Source organism: Pseudomonas sp. TE3786 (genome assembly GCF_054057335.1).
The window spans coordinates 95,764-111,411 of sequence record NZ_JBSRZF010000011.1 but is presented as its reverse complement, the minus strand read 5'-3'; the positions used below and the strand labels follow the sequence as shown (position 1 = coordinate 111,411).

General features: G+C 62.2%; 16 protein-coding genes. 9 read left to right on the top strand and 7 right to left on the bottom strand.

Features of this window, described 5'->3' with window-relative positions; translation table 11 throughout:
• Positions 1-107: 107 nt before the first annotated feature.
• From ACVW0Y_RS13960 to ACVW0Y_RS13945, 4 genes are all read right to left on the bottom strand, one after another.
• Entirely contained in the window at positions 108-512 is a 405-nt protein-coding gene (locus ACVW0Y_RS13960) for a phosphate ABC transporter substrate-binding protein (protein WP_457438925.1), read from the bottom strand.
• Between the two features lie 11 nt (positions 513-523).
• Positions 524-1,684, bottom strand: coding sequence for a hypothetical protein (locus tag ACVW0Y_RS13955; RefSeq protein WP_457438924.1), 1,161 nt, complete (start codon positions 1,682-1,684; stop codon positions 524-526).
• A 15-nt stretch (positions 1,685-1,699) separates the two neighbouring features.
• Positions 1,700-3,319: a methyl-accepting chemotaxis protein gene (locus tag ACVW0Y_RS13950; RefSeq protein WP_457438923.1), complete on the bottom strand. Its 1,620-nt coding sequence runs from the start codon at positions 3,317-3,319 to the stop codon at positions 1,700-1,702.
• 275 nt (positions 3,320-3,594) lie between these two features.
• Positions 3,595-5,772 (bottom strand): malate synthase G, encoded by a 2,178-nt coding sequence (locus ACVW0Y_RS13945; RefSeq protein ID WP_457438922.1) that lies wholly within the window; start codon positions 5,770-5,772, stop codon positions 3,595-3,597.
• Positions 5,773-6,101: 329 nt separating this feature from the next.
• On the opposite strand from ACVW0Y_RS13945, the gene ACVW0Y_RS13940 reads away from it, so the two are divergent.
• Together ACVW0Y_RS13940 and ACVW0Y_RS13935 are read left to right on the top strand one after the other, a co-directional pair.
• Positions 6,102-6,548, top strand: coding sequence for an N-acetyltransferase family protein (locus ACVW0Y_RS13940; protein WP_457438921.1), 447 nt, complete (start codon positions 6,102-6,104; stop codon positions 6,546-6,548).
• A 51-nt stretch (positions 6,549-6,599) separates the two neighbouring features.
• Positions 6,600-7,118, top strand: coding sequence for a glycine cleavage system protein R (locus ACVW0Y_RS13935; RefSeq protein WP_457438920.1), 519 nt, complete (start codon positions 6,600-6,602; stop codon positions 7,116-7,118).
• On the opposite strand, the gene rarD is transcribed toward ACVW0Y_RS13935, so the two are convergent.
• The 3 genes from rarD to ACVW0Y_RS13920 all read right to left on the bottom strand — a co-directional run bounded on the left by rarD (position 7,115) and on the right by ACVW0Y_RS13920 (position 9,876).
• Positions 7,115-8,014 carry an EamA family transporter RarD gene (rarD, locus tag ACVW0Y_RS13930; RefSeq protein WP_457438919.1) on the bottom strand — a complete coding sequence of 300 codons (900 nt, stop codon included), beginning with the start codon at positions 8,012-8,014 and terminating at the stop codon, positions 7,115-7,117. The two genes, ACVW0Y_RS13935 and rarD, sit on opposite strands and share 4 nt — an antisense overlap.
• A gap of 77 nt (positions 8,015-8,091) precedes the next feature.
• Complete coding sequence (locus tag ACVW0Y_RS13925; RefSeq protein WP_457438918.1) at positions 8,092-9,066, bottom strand: serine/threonine protein kinase; 975 nt, start codon at positions 9,064-9,066, stop codon at positions 8,092-8,094.
• Between the two features lie 69 nt (positions 9,067-9,135).
• The gene (locus ACVW0Y_RS13920; protein ID WP_457438917.1) at positions 9,136-9,876 is read right to left on the bottom strand and encodes a phosphoribosyltransferase family protein; all 741 of its coding nucleotides are present in this window, start codon (positions 9,874-9,876) and stop codon (positions 9,136-9,138) included.
• 90 nt (positions 9,877-9,966) lie between these two features.
• On the opposite strand from ACVW0Y_RS13920, the gene bioB reads away from it, so the two are divergent.
• From bioB to ACVW0Y_RS13885, 7 genes are all read left to right on the top strand, one after another.
• Positions 9,967-11,025 carry a biotin synthase BioB gene (gene bioB / locus ACVW0Y_RS13915; RefSeq protein WP_457438916.1) on the top strand — a complete coding sequence of 353 codons (1,059 nt, stop codon included), beginning with the start codon at positions 9,967-9,969 and terminating at the stop codon, positions 11,023-11,025.
• Positions 11,026-11,091: 66 nt separating this feature from the next.
• Positions 11,092-12,264: an 8-amino-7-oxononanoate synthase gene (bioF, locus tag ACVW0Y_RS13910; protein WP_457438915.1), complete on the top strand. Its 1,173-nt coding sequence runs from the start codon at positions 11,092-11,094 to the stop codon at positions 12,262-12,264.
• Positions 12,257-12,988, top strand: a complete 732-nt coding sequence (locus tag ACVW0Y_RS13905) for an alpha/beta fold hydrolase (RefSeq protein ID WP_457438914.1) — start codon at positions 12,257-12,259, stop codon at positions 12,986-12,988. The genes bioF and ACVW0Y_RS13905 overlap by 8 nt, the downstream gene beginning before the upstream one ends.
• Positions 12,981-13,781: a malonyl-ACP O-methyltransferase BioC gene (bioC, locus tag ACVW0Y_RS13900; protein WP_457438913.1), complete on the top strand. Its 801-nt coding sequence runs from the start codon at positions 12,981-12,983 to the stop codon at positions 13,779-13,781. The genes ACVW0Y_RS13905 and bioC overlap by 8 nt, the downstream gene beginning before the upstream one ends.
• A 1-nt stretch (position 13,782) precedes the next feature.
• Positions 13,783-14,466, top strand: coding sequence for a dethiobiotin synthase (gene bioD / locus ACVW0Y_RS13895; RefSeq protein ID WP_457438912.1), 684 nt, complete (start codon positions 13,783-13,785; stop codon positions 14,464-14,466).
• A gap of 92 nt (positions 14,467-14,558) precedes the next feature.
• The gene (locus tag ACVW0Y_RS13890) at positions 14,559-14,798 is read left to right on the top strand and encodes a hypothetical protein (RefSeq protein WP_457438911.1); all 240 of its coding nucleotides are present in this window, start codon (positions 14,559-14,561) and stop codon (positions 14,796-14,798) included.
• A 62-nt stretch (positions 14,799-14,860) separates the two neighbouring features.
• Complete coding sequence (locus ACVW0Y_RS13885; protein WP_457438910.1) at positions 14,861-15,643, top strand: putative metalloprotease CJM1_0395 family protein; 783 nt, start codon at positions 14,861-14,863, stop codon at positions 15,641-15,643.
• Positions 15,644-15,648: the final 5 nt, after the last annotated feature.

The following is a 15,648-nucleotide window of genomic DNA, read 5'->3' as shown; positions in this document are numbered from 1 at the left end:
CTTGGAATATCAAAAGTATCGCGGCTGAAGCCGCTCCTACAGGGGATATGCGTGCCCATAAAAAACCGCCCCGAAGGGCGGTTTTTTGGTGTCGCTGAAACGACCGCTTACGGCAGGGTGAACAGCACCTTCACCTTGTCGTTTACGGCTGCTTTGTCGACATAGCCAATCGCATCGGCTTCGGCACCGACCTTGGCGACCACGGCGGCGTCATCAGCCACGCTTGGCAGCGGTTGGCCCTTGCCGGTGAACACCAGGCCCGACCAGTAGGACTTCAGCTGCGACTCGTTTTTGCTCGCCACGGCGCTGTAGAACTTGTCCTTGGTGGGGTTCCAGTCTTTCTGGTCGACGCCCTTGAGGGACTTGTCCTTACCGAGAAAGATGTTGGCCACGTCGGATTGGGTCGGCGCGGCGCTGGCGCCGGCATTGACGATCACGGCCACTTCGGCCTGGGCGGTGGTGGCGATGGCCACCAGGGTGCAGGCACTGAGAGCGCTGATTACGAACTTCATGGGGGCTCTCCTTAGAATACGAAGTCAACACCGACGCTGATGATGTCACCGTCGTAGTTGCGCGAAGGAGTGCCAGCCAGGCCGTTAGTGGCCGAGTACACCGCGTGGTTGTAGCTTTCCTGGGCTTTTTCGACGAACACGCCGTTGTAGCCGTTGCCACTGGTGTCTACGCGTTTGTATTCGCTTTTGAGGATCACGGTCGGGGTCACGTTGTAGTTCAGGCCATAGGTCCAGGAGGTCTGGCGGCCGTCGTCTTCGTCCAGTTGGGCGTAGGTGACGTGGGCCAGGAAGTCGCCGAAGCGGCGGCCACCCATCAGGTAGAACGCGTCGGTGCTGCCCTGGTCATCGGCTTCGATGATGCGGCTGGTCCACTCGTTGGCGGTCAGCCAGGTACCGTTGTCGTACTGGTAGCCAATGGAGGTGAACTTGCCTTTCTGGTCATCCAGCTGGTTCAGCGGGATGGTGGTGGTGGTGCGGAACGGGGTGGTTACGCGAGCGGTGATATCGGTGTTGATATCAGCCTCGGTATAGCCCACGCGCACGGTACCGAAGTCATTGGTGGCGAGGCTGACGTTGGCGGCGAAAATCTTCTTGTAGTCGATGTCGTAGAGCTCATCGGCGGCGAAGATATTGCGGTTTACCGCTTGGCCACCAGCGACCTGGAAGGCCACCGAGCCAAAGGACAGCGGCAGGGTGTAGATGGCGTCAGCGCCTTCGTAGTTGCTTACCTGAACCTGGCTGTAAACCTCGTCCGGCAGACGCAGCCACGGGTAGGTGAAGCCCACGTCGAGGGTTTCCGAGTACATGTACACCGGGCTGCGCAGGCGGCCAGTACGCAGCATCAGGCCGTCGGTGGCCTGCCAGGACAGGTAGGCCCACTCCAGGTTGGCTTTCCAGTTGTCCTGCTCAGGCTTGGCAGTGGCCTGCACGGTAACGCCGACGGTGTCGGTGAGGCCGTACTGGAACTGGCCGCCGAGCTTGGACAGCTGGTCGCCGCGCCAGGAATCGTTGGTCTGGCCGTTCACGCCGTAGCTACGGCCGTCGTCTTCGCCGCCCAGGTGGGTGATGCCGGCGGTGCCGAAACCATTGAAGCGGTATTCGCCCTGGTCAAGGGCGAACGCCGACGAACTCGCTAGGCAGGCAGCGAGGGTGAGTACTCGAAGTTGGATCATTCTGGTGCTCTCGTGTTAAACGCGGAATTGGGCCGTAGCGGCGCGCAAATGGTCCCCGGTGCTGACCAGTTGTTCGCCAAGGCGTGCGGTCGCATCGGCCCCGTGTGTGGTTGCTTGCGTATCCTTCTGCAACACTTCTGTGTCTTTCTGAATCGAGTTGGACAGGCCGATCTGCTCCTGGGTGAACTGGGCGATCCCGGCATTCAACTCGTCAATCTGGCGAACGGCCTGGGCAATGGCTTCCAGGGTCTGGGTGGCGGTGACCGAGCGTTCGATGCTGGCTTGGGCCTTTTCCCCGTTCAGGGTCATTACGTTCAGCACGCCGTTGGCACTGCTTTGCAGGCGCTGAATGATGTTCTGGATTTCGGCGGTGGAGGCGGCGGTCTTTTGCGCCAGGTTGCGCACCTCATCGGCGACCACGGCAAAACCACGTCCTTGCTCGCCGGCCCGGGCGGCTTCGATGGCCGCGTTAAGGGCCAACAGATTGGTCTGTTCGGCAATGCTGCGGATCACGGTAAGCACCGAGCCGACTTGCTGGGTTTCTTCTTCCAGCTGCTCCATGGCCTGCACCGCTCCCATCACGCTGCTGCCCAGGTCGCTGATGCTGGAGGACAGGCTGCCTATGTTCTGCCGTGCGCTTTCGGCCTGCTTGGAGGCGGCACCGGCTTCCTGCGAAGCCTGTTGCGAGCGCTGCGCGACCTCCTGAATGCTACCGGTCATGGTGGCGATATCGCGGCTGATGGAGTCGGTGTGGCCCTGTTGCGAGCGGGCGTTTTCTTCGGCGCCCTGAGTCAGCCGGTACAGCTCCTTGGACATGCCCCCCAGCGGGCTGGCGGCATCGACAATCTGGCGGATGGTGCCCTGCAGTTTGTCGAGGAAGCCGTTGAACAGTTTGATCATCGCGCCGATTTCGTCGCTGGTTTCGACGTTTACCCGGCGGGTCAGGTCGCCGTCGCCGCTGGCGATGGCTTTCAACGAATCGATCACGCCGTGGATATTGCTCATCACGCTGCGGATCACCATCACCGAGCCGATGCTCACCAGCAGGATCAGGGCGATGCTCAGGCCATAACCGACGCGGGTGGTGGTGGCGTTGTCGGTGCGGGTTTGCGCCAGGCTGGTCTGGAAGTCGTCATAGGCGTGGCTGCGAAATTGTTCGCCGGCCTTTTGCGCCGCTTGCAGGTCGGTGGCCATGCGGTCGAGGTTGGGGCGCAGGTCTTCAAAGGCGGTGCCTTTGAGCAGTTGTTCGGTGGCCGAGAAGGCGTTGTCGGCGTAGCCCTTTACCGCGCTGGTCCAGGCGCGCAGTTCTTCGCCGCGTTGCGGCTGGTCCTTGGTCAGGGTTTGCAGGGCTTGCTGTTTGCTATTGATCTCATCGAGCACCTTGCGGGCATCGTTGAGGGTTTCCATTTCGCCAGCGGCAACGGCGCTGTTGAGCAGGCCGGGAATACGCGAGAACTGGAAGATCACCGCATCGGCGTTTTCCAGGGTCGGATAACTCTGTTTCTCCAGAGCCACCAGGCGGGTGTCGTTATTGCTCAGCTGCACCCCGGTGTAGATCACGAACAGCAATAGGCCGATGAGCGCCACGGCGGGCGGCAGCGAAAGCTTGAGGGTCAGCGACATATTTTTGAACATGGACAGATTTTTCCCGACTGCGCAGATGGCAAAAGTAAACGAATGATACGTTTTCTCTTTTATTGGTCACGAGTTGACCATTGTATCGACTGGTTCACAGTTTTTATCGGCCATTAATCGGGTAACTGTAATTTTCAACAGATCCGCTGGTCAGGTTGTCTGTAGGGCTTTTCAGTTTAATTTATAGGGGTGATGTCAAATGGCCGCCATCTCCTGTGAACGTCCATAAAAAAACGCCCCGAAGGGCGTTTTTTAAATTCCGCTAGCGCGGTGAATTACAGGCCGTTTTTGGCTTTGAATTCACGACGACGACGGTGCAGAACCGGCTCGGTGTAGCCGTTCGGTTGCTTGGCACCTTCGATCACCAGCTCCAGGGCAGCCTGGAATGCGATGTTGTTATCGAAGTCTGGAGCCAGTGGACGGTACAGCGGGTCGTTGGCGTTCTGACGGTCAACCACCGGGGCCATGCGTTTCAGGCTGGCCACGATCTGCTCTTCGCTGGCGATGCCATGACGCAGCCAGTTGGCCAGCAGCTGGCTGGAGATACGCAGGGTGGCGCGGTCTTCCATCAGGCCGACGTCGTTGATGTCCGGCACCTTCGAGCAGCCGACGCCCTGGTCGATCCAGCGCACTACATAACCCAGGATGCCCTGCGAGTTGTTGTCCAGTTCGTTCTGGATTTCGTCTGCAGACCAGTTGGTGTTGGCAGCCAGCGGGATGCTCAGAATGTCGTTGATCGAAGCACGGGCACGCTTGGCCAGTTCGGCCTGACGGGCGAACACGTCAACCTTGTGGTAGTGCAGGGCGTGCAGGGCTGCGGCGGTAGGCGACGGTACCCAGGCGGTGTTGGCCCCGGCCAGTGGGTGAGCGATTTTCTGCTCAAGCATGCCGGCCATCAGGTCGGGCATGGCCCACATGCCTTTACCGATCTGCGCGCGACCTTGCAGGCCGGTGGCCAGGCCGATATCGACGTTCCAGTTCTCGTAGGCAGCGATCCACTTCTCGGACTTCATGGCCGCTTTGCGCACAACGGCACCGGCTTCCATCGAGGTGTGAATTTCGTCGCCGGTACGGTCGAGGAAGCCGGTGTTGATAAACACCACGCGCTCGCTGGCGGCTTTGATGCACGCCTTGAGGTTGACGGTGGTGCGGCGCTCTTCGTCCATGATGCCGACTTTCAGGGTATTGCGCGGCAAGCCCAGAACGTCTTCAACGCGGCTGAAGATTTCGCTGGTGAAAGCGACTTCTTCCGGGCCGTGCATTTTCGGTTTAACGATATACACCGAGCCGGTACGGGTGTTCTTGCGGCTGGTGTTGCCGTTGAGGTTGTGCACCGCGATCAGGCTGGTGAACAACGCATCCTGAATGCCTTCGGGAATTTCGTTGCCTTGGGCATCGAGAATCGCCGGGTTGGTCATCAGGTGGCCAACGTTACGCACGAACAGCAGGCTGCGACCGTGCAGGGTCAACTCGCTGCCATCCACTTTGGTGTAGACGCGATCGGGGTTCATGGTACGGGTGAAGGTGGTGCCACCCTTGGCCACTTCTTCAGACAGGTCGCCCTTCATCAGGCCGAGCCAGTTGCGGTAGATCACGGTTTTGTCGTCCGCATCGACGGCAGCTACCGAGTCTTCGCAGTCCATGATGGTGGTCAGCGCTGCTTCCATCAGTACGTCTTTGACGCCGGCGGCATCGGTCTGGCCGATGGGGCTGGCGGCGTCGATCTGGATTTCGAAGTGCAGGCCGTTGTGCTTGAGCAGCACTGCAACCGGGGCGTTGGCCGGGCCCTGGAAGCCGATCAGTTGGGCGTCGTCGCGCAGGCCGGTGTTGCTGCCGCCTTTGAGGCCGACCACCAGTTTGCCGTCGATGATTTTGTACGCGGTGGAATCGACGTGGGAGCCAGCAGCCAGTGGCGCGGCTTCGTCGAGGAAGGCACGGGCGAAGGCGATAACCTTGTCACCACGAACCTTGTTGTAACCCTTGCCTTTCTCGGCACCGCCTTCCTCGCTGATCGCGTCGGTGCCATACAGGGCATCGTAGAGCGAACCCCAGCGGGCGTTGGAAGCGTTGAGGGCGAAACGGGCGTTCATCACCGGCACTACCAGCTGTGGGCCGGCCATGTGGGCGATTTCTTCGTCGACGTTTTGCGTAGTGGCTTGGAAATCTGCGACTTCTGGCAGCAGGTAACCAATTTCTTCCAGGAAGGCTTTGTAAGCCACGGCGTCATGCGCCTGGCCAGCACGTGCCTGGTGCCAGGCATCGATCTTGGCCTGGAAGTCGTCACGTTTGGCGAGTAGTGCTTGGTTCTTCGGTGCGAGGTCTTGGATGACGCTTTGCGCGCCTTCCCAGAACTGCTCGGCAGAAATCCCGGTACCGGGGATGGCTTCGTTGTTTACGAAGTCGAACAGGACTTTGGCGACCTGCAGGCCACCGACTTGAACGCGCTCAGTCATTACTTGCCTCTCTGCTCAGCTCTTAGCTGTACTCAATAGCTCACTGCGGATAGCCCTGTACGGACCCGGCGTTGGCCGTCTTGTAGTCCGTGGCGCGGCATACTACATCATGATCGGGTGAAAATCAGCGGGCGCGCGTCGAACCGCGACCGGGCTAGGGCCTGGCGGTCACAACGAGGGCGCGGATGTTCTCAAAAAATAGGGCTTTTGTTCCAGAAAAATCTGCGTTTCGTACACGATTTTGTAGTGTTACTACCTGCTTTTTGCCGCCTCGGTAGCGCCCCGCGGCTTTTGCCTATACTGCCGCAACCCCTGATGGAGTGCCGTACATGCCTGTAAATGCTGTTGTCGCCAGTGACCTGGAGGAGCTGGCGCAGTTGTTTGCCGGTTATCTGGATTTCTACCAGGTACCACGACCTGTTGAGGTGATTCGGGAATTTCTTGCCGCTCGTCTGCGCAATGGCGATTCGACCCTGTTATTGGCCCGCGACGCGTCTGGAACGGCCCAAGGCTTCATACAGCTGTACCCGTTTTTGTCCTCGTTGGCCCTGGCGCCAGCGTTTCTGCTCAGTGATTTGTATGTCAGCCCGAACGCGCGCCGCCAAGGCGTCGGTGAGCTGTTGATGAACGCTGCCCGTGCACATGCTGAAGCCACCGGTGCCTGTAGTTTGCAGCTGGAAACGGCGAAAACCAACGTGGCCGGCCAGGCCCTGTATGAAAGCCTGGGGTATGTGAAGGACGAGGTTTATCTGACGTATTGGTTGAGTCTGGCGTAGGGCGAATATCCGCCCGATCCCGCAACCCGCTAAATTTGAGGAGCCACCCCGATGAACCATTTGGTCCTTACCGTGATTGCCGAAGATCAACCTGGCCTGGTGGAAAAGATCGCCAGCTGCATTTCCAGCCACGGTGGCAACTGGCTGGAAAGCCGTATGTCCCGCATGGCCGGGCAGTTTGCCGGGATTCTCAAGGTTAGCGTGCCGGCCGAGGCCCATGCCGAACTGGTGGCGTCGCTGCAGGCGCTCAACGATCAGGGCATTCGCGTGCTGCTGGCGGAAAGCGGCATCGACCCGGTGTGCACCTGGAAGCCGATTCTGCTCGACCTGGTGGGCAATGACCGCCCCGGCATCGTGCGCGATATCACCCGGGTGCTCAGCGAGCTGGAGGTGAACGTGGAAAGCCTGATCACCGACGTGATGCCGGCGCCAATGAGCAGCGAACTGTTATTCCACGCCGAGGCGGTGCTGGCGGTGCCGCTCAGTCTGTCCCTCGACGTATTGCAGGCGCGCCTGGAAACCTTGGCCGACGACCTGATGGTAGAGCTGGCGTTGCGCGCCGACGATTAGGCCGGCGGCAGCTTGCTGCGCTGCAAACTGCGCCAGGCGTCCACGCTATAGATGAGCAGCGCCGCCCAGATAAAGGCGAAGGCGGTCAGGGTGCTGGTGCTCAGGTGTTCGCCAAATAGCAGGGTGGCCTGCAGCAGCACCAGTGTTGGTGCCACGTACTGCAGAAAGCCCAACGCGGCATAGGGCAGGTGCCGCGCGGCGGCGTTGAAACAGAGCAGCGGCACCAGCGTGACCGGCCCGGCGGCTGCCACCCAGAGCCATTGGCTGCTGTTCCAGAATTCCGGTTGCCGGCTCATCGAATCGGGGTTAAGCAGCAACCAGCCGATGGCAAACGGCACCAGCATCCAGGTTTCCACCACCAGCCCCGGTAACGCCGCCACCGGTGCCTGTTTGCGGATCAAGCCGTAGAAGGCGAACGACAACGCCAGCATCAGCGAAATCCACGGCACATGCCCGGCCAGCCACAGCTGCTGCGCCACGCCGATACTGGCCAGAATCACCGCCAGCCACTGCAGGCGGCGCAAGCGCTCGCCGAGCAGGAGCATGCCCAGCAGCACATTGATCAGCGGGTTGATGTAGTAGCCGAGGCTGGCATCGAGCATATGGCCGTTGTTTACCGCCCAGACATAGGTCAGCCAGTTGACCGCGATCAGCGCGCCGCTGGTCACCAACACGGCGAAGCGGCGCGGGTTGCTGCGCAGATCACTGAGCCAGCGCGGATGTTTCCAGACCAATAGCAGCAAGGCGCCGAACAGTGCCGACCAGAGTACGCGGTGAACGATGATTTCCAGCGCCGGCACGTTGGCGATGGCTTTGAAATACAGCGGGAACAGGCCCCAGATGGTGTACGCGGAAATACCGAGCAGATACCCGCGGCGCGGGTTGGCGGCTTGCATAGAAAACCTCGACTGACTGGTCGGCCATTCTAGGGCTGCCGGCCAGTGGGCTCCAGGCACACTTGCAGCTGATTTGGTCAGAACAGTCGCAGCGGTTCTTCCTGCAAGGCCGACAGTTGCTCGCGCAACACCAGAATCTGTTCGCCCCAGTAACGCTCGGTGCCGAACCAGGGAAAGCTCATGGGGAACGCCGGGTCATCCCAGCGCCGCGCCAGCCAGGCGCTGTAATGCATCAAGCGCAGGGTGCGCAGGGCTTCGATCAGGGGCAGCTGGCTGGGGTTGAAGTCGTGGAATTCCTGATAGCCGTCCACCAGTTCGGCCAGTTGCCCCAGGCGTTCCTGGCGGTCGCCGGCCAGCATCATCCACAGGTCCTGTACGGCCGGGCCCATGCGGCAGTCGTCGAGGTCGACGATATGGAACACCTCGTCGCGGCACATCATGTTGCCGGGGTGGCAATCGCCGTGCATGCGGATGGCTTTGTAGGGCGTGGTGGCGTACAGGTCTTCCACCCGTTTCAGCGCATCGCGGGCCACCGACTCGTAGGCAGGCAGCAGGCTTTTCGGGATAAAGCCGCCTTCCAACAGGGTGGCCAGCGACTCATGGCCGAAGCTCTGGATGGTCAGCTCGGCACGATGGGCAAAGGGTTTGCTGGCACCCACGGCATGCAGACGGCCGAGCAATTGGCCGAGGCGATAGAGCTGATCGAGATTGCCCGGCTCCGGCGCGCGGCCGCCACGGCGGGGAAACAGGGTGAAACGGAAGCCCTGGTGTTCAAACAGGGTTTTGTCGTTGTGCACCAGGGGGGCCACCACCGGCACTTCGCAGTCGGCGAGCTCGGCGGTAAAGGCGTGCTCTTCGAGAATCGCCGCATCGCTCCAGCGCGCCGGGCGGTAGAACTTGGCAATCAGCGGCTGGCTGTCTTCGATGCCCACCTGATACACGCGATTTTCGTAGCTGTTGAGCGCCATGACGCGGGCGTCGCTGAGAAACCCGATGCTTTCAACGGCGTCGAGAACCAGGTCGGGCGTAAGGTCGGCAAACGGGTGGCTCATGGCGCGTTCCTGGCAGGTGGGGCGCCAGTGTACGCCCAGAAGCCGCGCCTGCGGGGCACCACGCGGTATTCAGGGTGTTTCGCCGGGTTTCGGCGTACGTGCCAGGCAGTAAATGTCCACCCGCCGGGCACCGGCCTTTTTCAGCAGGCGCGCCAGGCTGTTGGCGGTGGCACCGGTGGTCAGCACATCGTCCACCAGCGCCAGGTGGCGGCCGGCGACCAGATTGGGGTCGCGCAGGGCAAAGGCCCGGCGCAGGTTGCGCTGGCGGGCGGCAGCGTCGAGATCCTGCTGGGCGCTGGTTTCCCGTTCGCGGTAGAGCAGGCGAGGGTTTACCGCGAGCTGCAACGGCGAGCCTAACCAGTCGGCAAGCATCCCGGCCTGGTTGAACCCGCGCTGGCGTAAACGCTGCTTGCCCAGTGGCACCGGCAGCAACAGCTCGTGGCGCGCCAGGCCCTGGGCGAAAGCGTTTTGCAGATGGTGTGACAAAAGCTCCCCCAGCAGACGTCCCAAAGGCCACTTGCCGTGGTGCTTGAAGCGGGTGATCAGGGTGTCGATGGGAAAGCCGTAGTGCCAGGGCGCCTGCACCTGATCGAAATGGGGAGGGGTGATCTGGCATTCGCCGCAGATCTGGCCCTCTACCGGCAAAGGCAGCGCGCAGATCCGGCAATGAGCCTCGAGCCAGGGCAGCTCGGCTTCACAGGGGCGGCAGATAGGTCTCGGGTTAGCCGTCGGCTGATCACACAATAAACACGATTGGTTAATATTTAACCAGTTGTAAACCTGTATCCATCGATCGGGTTGACAGCGCATTTCGCTTCCTTAACTATGCCGAACATCCATACCGCGCTTGTGGGCTTTACTTTTTTTCGCCCCGCGCACGACTCCAAGAAGGATTGCCAGATGAGCGCCACCACCTCTCCTAACCTGCGTCACGATTGGTCCCTTGCTGAGGTTAAGGCGCTTTTTCAACAGCCCTTCAACGACCTGTTGTTCCAGGCCCAGACCGTGCACCGCGCACATTTCGATGCCAACCGCGTGCAGGTCTCGACCCTGCTGTCGATCAAAACCGGTGCCTGCCCGGAAGACTGCAAGTACTGCCCGCAATCCGGCCACTACAACACCGGCCTGGATAAGCAAAAACTGATGGAAGTGCAGAAGGTTCTCGAAGCAGCGGCGGAAGCCAAGGCCATCGGTTCCACCCGTTTCTGCATGGGCGCGGCGTGGAAGCACCCGTCGGCCAAAGACATGCCTTACGTGCTGCAGATGGTCAAAGGCGTGAAGGCCCTGGGCCTGGAAACCTGCATGACCCTGGGCAAGCTGGACAAGGAACAGACCAGCGCGCTGGCCGAGGCCGGGCTGGACTACTACAACCACAACCTCGATACCTCGCCGGAGTTCTACGGCAGCATCATCACCACTCGCACTTACAGCGAGCGCCTGCAAACCCTGGCCTATGTGCGCGATGCGGGGATGAAGATCTGCTCCGGTGGCATTCTCGGTATGGGCGAGTCGCTGGATGACCGAGCCGGTCTGCTGATTCAGCTGGCCAACCTGCCGGAGCACCCGGAGTCGGTGCCCATCAATATGTTGGTGAAAGTGCAGGGTACGCCGCTGGCCAATGCCGAAGACGTCGACCCCTTCGACTTTATCCGCATGCTCGCTGTGGCGCGCATCCTTATGCCGCAATCCCATGTACGCCTGTCCGCTGGCCGCGAAGCCATGAACGAGCAGATGCAGGCTCTGGCCTTCTTTGCCGGTGCCAACTCGATTTTCTACGGCGAGAAACTGTTGACCACCGCCAACCCGCAGGCCGACAAAGACATGCTGTTGTTCAGCCGTTTGGGGATCAAACCGGAAGCGCGCGAAGAGCACGCCGACGAAGTGCATCAGGCCGCCATCGAGCAGGCGCTGATCGAGCAGAAGAGCAGCGAGCTGTTCTACGACGCCGCCTCAGCCTGATTGGCCTTTCCCACGCCGCCCGGCTTTGTGCGGGCGGCGCGTTCCATTGCCGAGCTTTGATCCGCCATGAGCTTCGATCTCTCCGCCCGCCTGGCCGCCCGTCGGGCCGACAACCTCTACCGCCATCGCCCGCTGCTGGAAACTCCGCAAGGGCCGCAAGTGGTGGTGGACGGCAAGCCGCTGTTGGCCTTCTGCAATAACGACTACCTGGGCCTGGCCAACCACCCCGAAGTGATCGCTGCCTGGCAAGCCGGTGCCGAGCGCTGGGGCGTGGGCGGCGGTGCCTCCCATCTGGTGATAGGCCACAGCACCCCGCACCATGAGCTGGAAGAAGCCCTGGCCGATCTGACTGGCCGGCCGCGCGCGCTGCTGTTTTCCACCGGCTATATGGCCAATCTCGGTGCTGTGACGGCGCTGGTGGGGCAGGGCGATACAGTGCTGGAAGATCGCCTTAACCACGCTTCATTGTTGGATGCCGGGCTGCTCAGCGGTGCGCGGTTTTCCCGTTATCTGCATAACGATGCCGATAGCTTGTGCCTGCGGATCGCCAAAGCCGAGGGCAGTACCTTGGTGGTGACTGACGGCGTGTTCAGCATGGACGGCGATCTGGCCGACCTGCCGGCCCTGGCCGCTACCTGCAAAACCACCGGCGCCTGGCTGATGGTCGACGACGCCCATGGTTTTGGCCCGCTGGGGGCTAATGGCGGCGGCATCGTCGAGCACTATGGCTTGAGCATGGACGATGTGCCGGTGTTGGTCGGTACCCTGGGCAAGGCCTTCGGCACGGCGGGTGCGTTTGTCGCCGGCAGCGAAGCGTTGATCGAAACCCTGGTGCAGTTCGCCCGGCCCTACATCTATACCACCAGCCAGCCGCCAGCCCTGGCCTGCGCCACCCTGCAGAGCCTCAAGCTGCTACGCAGCGAGCATTGGCGGCGTGAGCACCTGAACAGCCTGATCCGGCAGTTTCGCCGCGGTGCCGAGCAAATCGGCCTGGCGCTGATGGACAGCTTTACCCCGATTCAACCGATTCTGATCGGCGATGCCGGCCGAGCCTTGCGCCTGTCGCAGCTGCTGCGCGAGCGCGGTTTGCTGGTTACCGCCATTCGCCCGCCTACCGTTCCCGCGGGCAGTGCGCGCCTGCGGGTAACGCTATCGGCCGCCCACAGCGAGGCTCAGGTGCAGCAGTTGTTGAATGCCTTGGCCGATTGCTGGCCGTTGCTGGAGCCTGCCGATGCGTAATCGCCTGGTGTTATTGGCCGGCTGGGGCTTGGGCAGTGCCCCGCTCGAGCCGCTGGCCGCCGCCCTGCATGGTCTGGATGAGCGCCTTCGGGTGCAGGTCGAGCCGTTGCCAACCCTGGATTCCGCCGACCCCGCCGACTGGCTGGATGAGCTGGATGCCAATCTGCCGCAGGATTGCTGGTTGGGCGGCTGGTCGCTGGGCGGCATGCTTGCCGCTGAGCTGGCGGCGCGCCGGGGTGATCGCTGCTGCGGACTGCTGACCCTGGCCAGCAACAGCAATTTTGTCGCCAGCAGCCTGTGGCCGCAGGCCATGCCAGCCGACGATTTCGCCAGTTTTCTGCAGGGCTGCACGGAAAACCCGGACACCACCCTGAAACGCTTCAGCCTGCTCTGCGCCCAGGGTGCCCAGGAGTCGCGCAGCCTCGCCCGGCAGTTGGCCGCCGGCGCGCCGCGGGCCAGCGCCAGCAGTCTGTTGCAGGGCTTGCAGGTACTGGCGGCGCTGGATACTCGCGCGGCCATGCAGGCATTTTCCGGCCCGCAGCTGCACCTGTTTGCCGGGGCAGATGCCTTGGTGCCCGCTGAGGCGGCCGGTGCCCTGCTGGAGCTGCTGGGTGATGTCGAAATCGGCTTGATCGAACAGGCCAGCCACGCCTTTGTGCTGGAGCGCCCCCACGAGGTGGCGGCAGCGATTCAGGGCTTTTTGCATGAGTCCGGTGATGACTGAATTTTCCCAAGGAGCCCTGCCGGACAAGCGTCAGGTGGCCGCGTCCTTTTCCCGTGCCGCTGCCAGCTATGACAGCGTGGCAGAGCTGCAGCGCGCAGTCGGCAACCACTTGCTGGCGCAGCTGCCGGCGGCAATGATGCCCGCCGACTGGCTGGATATCGGCTGTGGCACCGGCTATTTCACCCGCGCCCTGGGCGAGGCATATCCGCCAGCGTCGGGCATGGCTCTGGATATAGCCGAAGGTATGCTCAATCACGCCCGGCCGTTGGGCGGTGCCACGCACTTTATTGCCGGTGACGCCGAGCGCCTGCCGTTGCGCGATGCCAGCCGCGATCTGTTGTACTCCAGCCTGGCGGTGCAATGGTGCGGCGACTTTACCGCAGTGCTCAGCGAGGCCCAGCGCGTGCTGCGCCCGGGCGGCGTGCTGGCGTTCAGCAGCCTGTGCGTCGGTACCCTGCAGGAGCTGCGCGACAGCTGGCAGGCGGTGGACGGCCATGTACATGTCAACCGCTTTCGCCAGTTCGACGATTACCAGCAGCTGTGCGCCGATAGCGGTTTGCGCGTGCTGAGTCTGCAGCTGCAGCCCCATGTGCTGCATTACCCCGACGTACGCAGCCTGACCCATGAACTCAAGGCGCTGGGCGCGCATAACCTCAATCCGGGGCGGCCAGGCGGTCTTACCGGCCGTGCGCGAATTCTGGCGTTGATCGCCGCCTACGAGCGTTTCCGCCAACCCCAGGGGCTGCCGGCGACCTACCAGGTGCTCTACGCCATCCTGCAGAAAGAAGGCTGATATGACTGCGGCATTTTTTATCGCCGGTACCGATACCGAAGTCGGCAAAACCACCATCGCCGCCGGCCTGCTCTGCGCTGCCCGGCGTCAGGGCCTCAGCACGGCGGCGTGCAAGCCGGTGGCCTCGGGCAGTGAACTGACCGCCGATGGGCTGCGCAACAGTGATGCCCTGGCATTGCTGGGGCAGTGTTCGTTGCCGTTGAGTTATGCCGAGGTCAACCCGCTGGCCTTTGCCCCGGCGATTGCCCCGCATGTGGCGGCCCGCGAGGCCGGCATCGAGCTGACTGCGGCGGCATTGCTGGCACCGGTTCGCCATGTGCTGGCGCAGGGGGCGGACTTCACCGTGGTTGAAGGCGCTGGCGGTTGGCGGGTGCCGCTGGGCGATGGCGGCTATCTGTCGGATTTGCCCGTGGCGCTCGGGCTGCCGGTGATTCTGGTGGTGGGTGTGCGTCTGGGCTGTATCAACCATGCCGTGTTGAGCGCTGAAGCCATTGCACGGGATGGTCTGCGCTTGGTCGGCTGGGTGGCCAATATCGTCGACCCAGGCACGTCGCGGCTGGAGGAAAACCTCGCCACCCTGGCCGTGGTTCTACCAGCCCCATGCCTCGGTCGGGTGCCGCGTCTGGCCGACGCCAGCCCGGAAAAGGTGGCAGATCATCTGCAGCTGATGCACCTGGCGCTATAAACAGTGGCAAACCGATAGCCTTTTGTTTGTACGTTTTTTGATCTGAATCTGCTTAAATTGGCGTCAGAAATTTCTCTTTTACGAGGTTGGCGATGGAAATCTCGGGTAGTGCATTCAGCTCCGGGTTAAGCAGCGTGCAATCCGGCCAGCGTCGGATTGATCAGGCGGCGTCCGATATCGCAAGCAATTCGGTTACCCGCAACTCCGATGCGACCGATACTGCTGACAATCTGGTGCAGCTGAGCGTCGGCAAAACCGAAGCTCAGGCGGGTGCCAAAGTGATCGAAACCAGTGACGAGGTGCTTGGCACCTTGATTGATATCCGCGCCTGACCCCCGTCACGCGTTGGCCCGGCTGAGCGGGCCCGGTTCACATCGGGCGCGCAGAGGTGCCCATGCAAATCGGCAGTACGGCGAGTTACCCCCTGTCTACGTCGGCCTCGGTACCGGCCAGTCTGAGCGCGCCTGCTGCTAACCCCGCCATTCCCTCCGTTACCGCTGTTGCTGAATCCTCTTCTTCCCCGGACACCACTGTGAGCTTCTCTGCGGACGGCACGCGCCTGGCCGCCGTCGAGCAGGGCGCTGCTGGTGCCACCAAGCAGAGCGCGAGCGACCCGGCGGACGCCAACGCCAAAACCGCTGGCAGCGACGGCGACGATAAAAGTCCCCAGCAAGAACAGCAGGAACGCCAGACGATCTCCGAGCTGGCCAGCCGTGACGCGGATGTCCGTGCGCATGAAGCGGCGCATGCGGCAGTCGGAGGCACCTACGCGGGTTCGCCGAGCTACACGTTGCAGCAGGGGCCGGATGGCAAGTCGTATGCGGTCGGCGGTGAGGTCGGCATCGACCTCAGCGCCGTGTCCGGCGACCCGGCCGCGACCATCAGCAAGATGGAAGTGGTCATGCGCGCCGCCCTGGCACCCATCGACCCTTCCTCCCAAGACTTGCGTGTGGCCGCCGAGGCGCAAGGCCTGGCGACTGCCGCGCGGGTCGAGCTCGCTGAGCAAACTCGCAGCGAGGCGACCGAGCAGGCGCAAGCCAAGCGCGAGCAGAAAGACCAAGACCAGCCTGCGACCGGCAGCAGCCCGCAAACTGCCGACACATCCGCTTCGCTACAGCTGTACCAGAGCATCGCTTCGCCCCTCGATAGCACGCCGTTGATAGTGGCGGTTGCCTAAACCCT

Bases quoted from the DNA above. Each gene is read 5' to 3' on its own strand.
- ACVW0Y_RS13905 (WP_457438914.1), top strand. From the start codon at position 12,257: ATGCGTAATCGCCTGGTGTTATTGGCCGGCTGGGGCTTGGGCAGTGCC.
- rarD (WP_457438919.1), bottom strand. From the start codon at position 8,014: ATGCAAGCCGCCAACCCGCGCCGCGGGTATCTGCTCGGTATTTCCGCG.
- ACVW0Y_RS13960 (WP_457438925.1), bottom strand. From the start codon at position 512: ATGAAGTTCGTAATCAGCGCTCTCAGTGCCTGCACCCTGGTGGCCATC.
- bioD (WP_457438912.1), top strand. From the start codon at position 13,783: ATGACTGCGGCATTTTTTATCGCCGGTACCGATACCGAAGTCGGCAAA.
- ACVW0Y_RS13950 (WP_457438923.1), bottom strand. From the start codon at position 3,319: ATGTTCAAAAATATGTCGCTGACCCTCAAGCTTTCGCTGCCGCCCGCC.
- ACVW0Y_RS13885 (WP_457438910.1), top strand. From the start codon at position 14,861: ATGCAAATCGGCAGTACGGCGAGTTACCCCCTGTCTACGTCGGCCTCG.
- ACVW0Y_RS13945 (WP_457438922.1), bottom strand. From the start codon at position 5,772: ATGACTGAGCGCGTTCAAGTCGGTGGCCTGCAGGTCGCCAAAGTCCTG.
- ACVW0Y_RS13925 (WP_457438918.1), bottom strand. From the start codon at position 9,066: ATGAGCCACCCGTTTGCCGACCTTACGCCCGACCTGGTTCTCGACGCC.
- ACVW0Y_RS13955 (WP_457438924.1), bottom strand. From the start codon at position 1,684: ATGATCCAACTTCGAGTACTCACCCTCGCTGCCTGCCTAGCGAGTTCG.
- bioB (WP_457438916.1), top strand. From the start codon at position 9,967: ATGAGCGCCACCACCTCTCCTAACCTGCGTCACGATTGGTCCCTTGCT.
- ACVW0Y_RS13920 (WP_457438917.1), bottom strand. From the start codon at position 9,876: ATGCGCTGTCAACCCGATCGATGGATACAGGTTTACAACTGGTTAAAT.
- ACVW0Y_RS13940 (WP_457438921.1), top strand. From the start codon at position 6,102: ATGCCTGTAAATGCTGTTGTCGCCAGTGACCTGGAGGAGCTGGCGCAG.
- ACVW0Y_RS13935 (WP_457438920.1), top strand. From the start codon at position 6,600: ATGAACCATTTGGTCCTTACCGTGATTGCCGAAGATCAACCTGGCCTG.
- bioF (WP_457438915.1), top strand. From the start codon at position 11,092: ATGAGCTTCGATCTCTCCGCCCGCCTGGCCGCCCGTCGGGCCGACAAC.
- ACVW0Y_RS13890 (WP_457438911.1), top strand. From the start codon at position 14,559: ATGGAAATCTCGGGTAGTGCATTCAGCTCCGGGTTAAGCAGCGTGCAA.
- bioC (WP_457438913.1), top strand. From the start codon at position 12,981: ATGACTGAATTTTCCCAAGGAGCCCTGCCGGACAAGCGTCAGGTGGCC.